The sequence below is a fragment of the Streptococcus sp. HMSC36C04 genome, assembly GCF_001839535.1.
Classification (GTDB): Bacteria; Bacillota; Bacilli; order Lactobacillales; family Streptococcaceae; genus Streptococcus; species Streptococcus hominis.
In genome coordinates this window covers 1-4,417 of the sequence record NZ_KV841580.1, presented here as the reverse complement: position 1 = coordinate 4,417, position 4,417 = coordinate 1, and the positions used below count along the sequence as shown (strand labels likewise).

Annotated in this window: 4 protein-coding genes and 1 pseudogene; 2 read left to right on the top strand and 3 right to left on the bottom strand. The window is 39.0% G+C overall.

Going from position 1 to position 4,417, the window contains the following annotated elements:
* Positions 1-305 precede the first annotated feature (305 nt).
* The gene (locus HMPREF3249_RS01710) at positions 306-1,781 is read right to left on the bottom strand and encodes an IS1182 family transposase (RefSeq protein ID WP_224785100.1); all 1,476 of its coding nucleotides are present in this window, start codon (positions 1,779-1,781) and stop codon (positions 306-308) included.
* Positions 1,782-1,800: 19 nt separating this feature from the next.
* Between HMPREF3249_RS01710 and HMPREF3249_RS09745 the strand changes: the two are divergent.
* Positions 1,801-1,998 (top strand): annotated as a pseudogene (locus HMPREF3249_RS09745) (hypothetical protein).
* Between the two features lie 235 nt (positions 1,999-2,233).
* Here the strand turns inward: HMPREF3249_RS09745 and HMPREF3249_RS01700 are convergent.
* Entirely contained in the window at positions 2,234-2,470 is a 237-nt protein-coding gene (locus tag HMPREF3249_RS01700; RefSeq protein ID WP_059221027.1) for a hypothetical protein, read from the bottom strand.
* Positions 2,471-2,585: 115 nt separating this feature from the next.
* Between HMPREF3249_RS01700 and HMPREF3249_RS01695 the strand changes: the two genes are divergently transcribed.
* Complete coding sequence (locus HMPREF3249_RS01695) at positions 2,586-3,413, top strand: exodeoxyribonuclease III (RefSeq protein ID WP_049533272.1); 828 nt, start codon at positions 2,586-2,588, stop codon at positions 3,411-3,413.
* Between the two features lie 26 nt (positions 3,414-3,439).
* Here HMPREF3249_RS01695 and nth read toward each other — a convergent pair whose 3' ends face one another.
* On the bottom strand, positions 3,440-4,063 hold the full coding sequence (gene nth, locus HMPREF3249_RS01690; RefSeq protein ID WP_049533271.1) for an endonuclease III: 624 nt from the start codon (positions 4,061-4,063) through the stop codon (positions 3,440-3,442).
* Positions 4,064-4,417: the final 354 nt, after the last annotated feature.

Here is a 4,417-nt window from a genome sequence, read left to right as displayed (position 1 = left end):
ATCATTTGAGCTATTTTGAACTTAACTAGCACCACGGGTAACATTACTATTAAAATATAATAATTTAATATAATATTTATAAAATTTCAGATCTCTCCAGAATGTAACATATGATTCAAGAAATTGATAACAAATCAGCCAGCGACATTTGAATATAAAAAAGAAAAGCAAATTGTTTCACCTCTATTCAATATTCGCTGGCATCTCCCCGCTACAATTATATTGAACAAAAAGAAAAAGAGCCTGAGACAAAAAGATTTCTCAGCTAATAAAAGAGAGATTCACATTTGGTGTAAGTCTCTCTTTTAGTTTTTAGTTAATTTCTTGTTATATTTCAGTAGGTTATTGGCCATGAGAACCAAGCCCATGTCAATTTTAACCTGACGTCTGCCTCTGAGATTACATCGTTTGTACCCCAAACAAGCCTTTATCTGACCAAAGACAGGTTCCACATCAACTTTACGTTGGGCAAAGATGTGACTGCCTTCGTCAGATAAAAGCACTTGGCTTTCTTTTCGTTTTAAGACTTGATATCGCTCATTGACATAAAGTCCCTTTTGCGGAGCCAAGTCAGGTTGTTCTGCCTTATAAACCCTGATTTCCTGCTTGAAACCTATCGTGGTATGGCTGTGTTTGAGATGGTCAAACTGGTATACCCAACCCTCTGGATGGGTGTAGGAATCAGCTGTTCCATCGTAAGTCCAGTTAGCCAAATTCCTATTAGATTCTTTGTGTTTTTTCTTCTGTTCCTTGTCAAAAAGACCATATTTAATCAAGTGGTCAACGCCCATCCTATCTAAGGTGAGAAGATTCTCCTCGCTACCATAGCCCGCATCGGCGACAACCGTTTTTAACTCATGTGGATACGTTTCTAAAAAAGGCAAGAGCGTTCTGGTATCTGTTGGATTTGGATAAATGTCATAGTGAAGGACGAACTGATTTTCAGTGGCGATTTGTAGGTTGTAGCCAGGTTTGAGTTGTCCATTTCTCATAGGATCTTCTTTCATTCTCATGAAAGTCGCATCATGATCCGTCTTAGAAAAACTCTTTCGACCTTGGAAGGTCTCTTGATAAATCTCGTATTTTTCGGCCCGCACTGAAAAATCATCCTTGACTTTACGCAGGACTTTCTTGAGCTTGCGGCGTTTGGTCTTACGCTCGTCCTTACCTTTAACTGGTGTTTCCTCAATATCTTGGCTCAGTCCAGCCAATTCTTCTTCAAGAAGTTGAGCGAACTCAGTCAACTGTTCTGAGGAGATGGACTCTTGTGTATCCAGTTCAATGGCTTGATGGATAAGAGGGGTGATTTCTTCTTGGAAATAGACCTGCATCTGTTCTTGAAGTTTAGCGGAGAATTTCTCTGTCGCTTTCTTCCAAACGAAACTATACTTATTGGTGTTGGCCTCAATCTTAGTGCCATCAATGTAGAGACCATCAAGTGTTACCAACTTTTCCATTTTCAACTGAAGATTGAGCTCGATAAAGAGTTCTCGCAGCAGATTTTCCATCCCGGCAGCTACACGGAAACGGTTGATGGTCCGGTAGCTGACAACCAACTGCCCTGTCAAGTACTGCATGGCTAGATTTTCTGCCATCATCTTTTCAATCTTACGGCCAGAGAAACTTCCTTGGGAATAAGCAAAGAGGAGGGCAGACAGAAGTAACTTTGGGTGATAGGAAGGGCGACCAAAATCATGTAGAAAGACTGAAACTGACCGGCTTCTAGTGCATTGACGACCTTTTCGATAGTGAAGACGATGCGGCCTTGGGGCAAGACACAAGCAAGTTCTAGTGGCAAAGTTGTCTGATTTGTGTTATAGTGAATGTGCATGAGATAGCCTTTCTAAATGGTTTATTAAGCAATTCTATTTTACCAAGACTATCGCAACTATGCAAAAAGCAACGGTAAAACCGTTGCTTTTTTTTGATAGAATCGAGACATTATTGTCCCAGGCTCTTTTAAAAAAGAAAGAGAGTAGGACAAAATCAATAACTTAAAGAGTTGGATTTTATCATTCCGCTCCGCAGCAGCAATGATTAGCTCCAGTAGTCTGAGGAGCTGTTGAAGGTTACAAATACAGCTAACGAGATCAGCGTCAATAAACTTGATTAAAACTTTGTTATTGCTTTCTACGAAAGATCTATTTATCACCTGCCATATTTTTTTAAGCAAACCACACTAAACTGCGTTTTACAAACAATATTATTATAAAAACATTTTCACAAATCTCTTTTACAAAATCAAAGATACTATCAAAACAAGAAGAACAGTAAGAATAGAAAGTGTCACAGCCAGACTTACCCAAAAACCAGCTGTATTCCTTGGATTGACCCCAATTCCAACACCAATTTTCTTCGGTACCCAAAATGGCTCAGAAGATGTTTGTTTTCCCCTCAAACGAAGTAACTTAATAAGGTACCAAAGAAAGAATATGAATAAGACGACTTTCAATAATAATAATTCACCCATTTTTATCCCCTTTGACTAATATTATACACCTTACTATCCTTTTTACAACCTCAAACTCGCTTAGACAGTCATTTTTTGATACAATAGAAAAAATAAATCTAGAAAAGGTATCCGTATGAAACTCATATCTTGGAATATTGACTCTCTCAACGCAGCTTTGACCAGCGACTCTGCACGCGCGCAATTGTCACAAGCTGTTTTACAAACTTTAGTAAGATTAGACGCTGATATTATCGCCATTCAGGAAACTAAATTATCTGCTAACGGACCAACTAAAAAACATCTAAAAGTTTTGGATGAATTATTCCCACATTATGAAACTACATGGCGCTCTTCTATAGAACCTGCACGTAAAGGTTATGCCGGAACTATGTTTTTATACAAAGAGAATCTATCTCCAAAAATAACCTTCCCAGAAATCGGTGCACCTTCTACTATGGATGCCGAAGGGCGTATTATTACCCTTGAGTTTGAAAAATTCTTTGTCACACAAGTCTACACTCCCAATGCAGGTGATGGACTTAAACGCCTAGTAGAACGCCAAGTATGGGATCAAAAATATGCTGACTATCTAACAGCTTTAGACATAGAAAAACCTGTCCTTGCTACAGGGGACTACAATGTAGCCCACAATGAGATTGACCTCGCTCATCCTTCTAGCAACCGTCGCTCACCTGGATTTACAGATGAAGAACGATCCGGATTTACCAATCTGTTAAATCGTGGTTTTACTGATACTTTCCGTTACATTCACGGCGATATTCCAAATGTTTATAGCTGGTGGGCACAACGCAGCAAGACCAGCAAAATCAATAACAGTGGCTGGAGAATTGATTACTGGCTGACCAGCAATCGAATTGCAGATAAAGTAACCAAGTCAGAAATGATTGACTCAGGTACAAGGCAAGACCACACACCAATTGTATTGGAAATTGAGTTATAAAAAAAGAGGTTTCTCCTCTTTTTTTTTCAATCAAAATGATACAGTTGTGGATACTGGTCACATTCAGGATTTCTTGGGTGGCAGATTTCACGACCAAAGCAAATCATAGCTTGATGAGCTGGAAGCCATTCATTTTTGGGCAGAACTTCCATCACGCGTTGTTCAACTTCAAGCGGTGTAGCTGACTTTTTGACAATATCATGGTGTTTGCAGATTCGCTCCACATGGGTATCCACTGCAAAAGCTGGAATACCAAAACCGACACTCATAACTACATTTGCTGTTTTACGTCCTACACCTGCAAGACTTTCCAATTCTTTTCGTGTATGTGGGACTTGACCGCCAAAGTCATCTAGCAACTGCTGAGCACATTTTTTCAAAAACTTAGCCTTATTGCGATAAAGCCCCAGACGAGCAATATACTTGGCAATCTCGCTTTCTGAAGCCGCCGCCATTTCCTGTGGAGTTGGATAGGCTTTAAAAAGGGCTGGTGTGACTGTGTTGACTGCTGCATCGGTCGTTTGAGCCGACAGCATGACCGCTACCAGCAATTCAAAATGATTGGTAAAATTCAAGCTAGGTTTTGCATCTGGAAATAGGGCGATGATTTCCTCAATCACCTTTCGCGCACGTTTTTTTGATAAAACCATTTTTTCTCTTTTCGTTCTTTACTAATATTCAATGAAAATCAAACAGTCTCACAGACTGTTTAGCAACCTTGCAAGGTGAGACTATACAAAATATCTGACGGAATATGTTGTATCGGATGATTAAATCAAAAGAGCGACGATTAACATTTTCAAATTTTAGTTCTATCTCACTCCCAAGCTAACAAGGTTTGAAGAAATTTTCTCAGTGTATAAAAACATTATAACACGAACAGCAATTATACCAAAATAGAGAGCTTAAAAAGAAGTGAGGCAACAATTGCGATTTTAAAGAAATCCATTTTGTCGTCTCACTTCTTTTTTATTTGATAAATTGCAAGAATAAGTGCAACATTT

Bases quoted from the DNA above. Each gene is read 5' to 3' on its own strand.
- HMPREF3249_RS01695 (WP_049533272.1), top strand. From the start codon at position 2,586: ATGAAACTCATATCTTGGAATATTGACTCTCTCAACGCAGCTTTGACC.
- nth (WP_049533271.1), bottom strand. From the start codon at position 4,063: ATGGTTTTATCAAAAAAACGTGCGCGAAAGGTGATTGAGGAAATCATC.
- HMPREF3249_RS01700 (WP_059221027.1), bottom strand. From the start codon at position 2,470: ATGGGTGAATTATTATTATTGAAAGTCGTCTTATTCATATTCTTTCTT.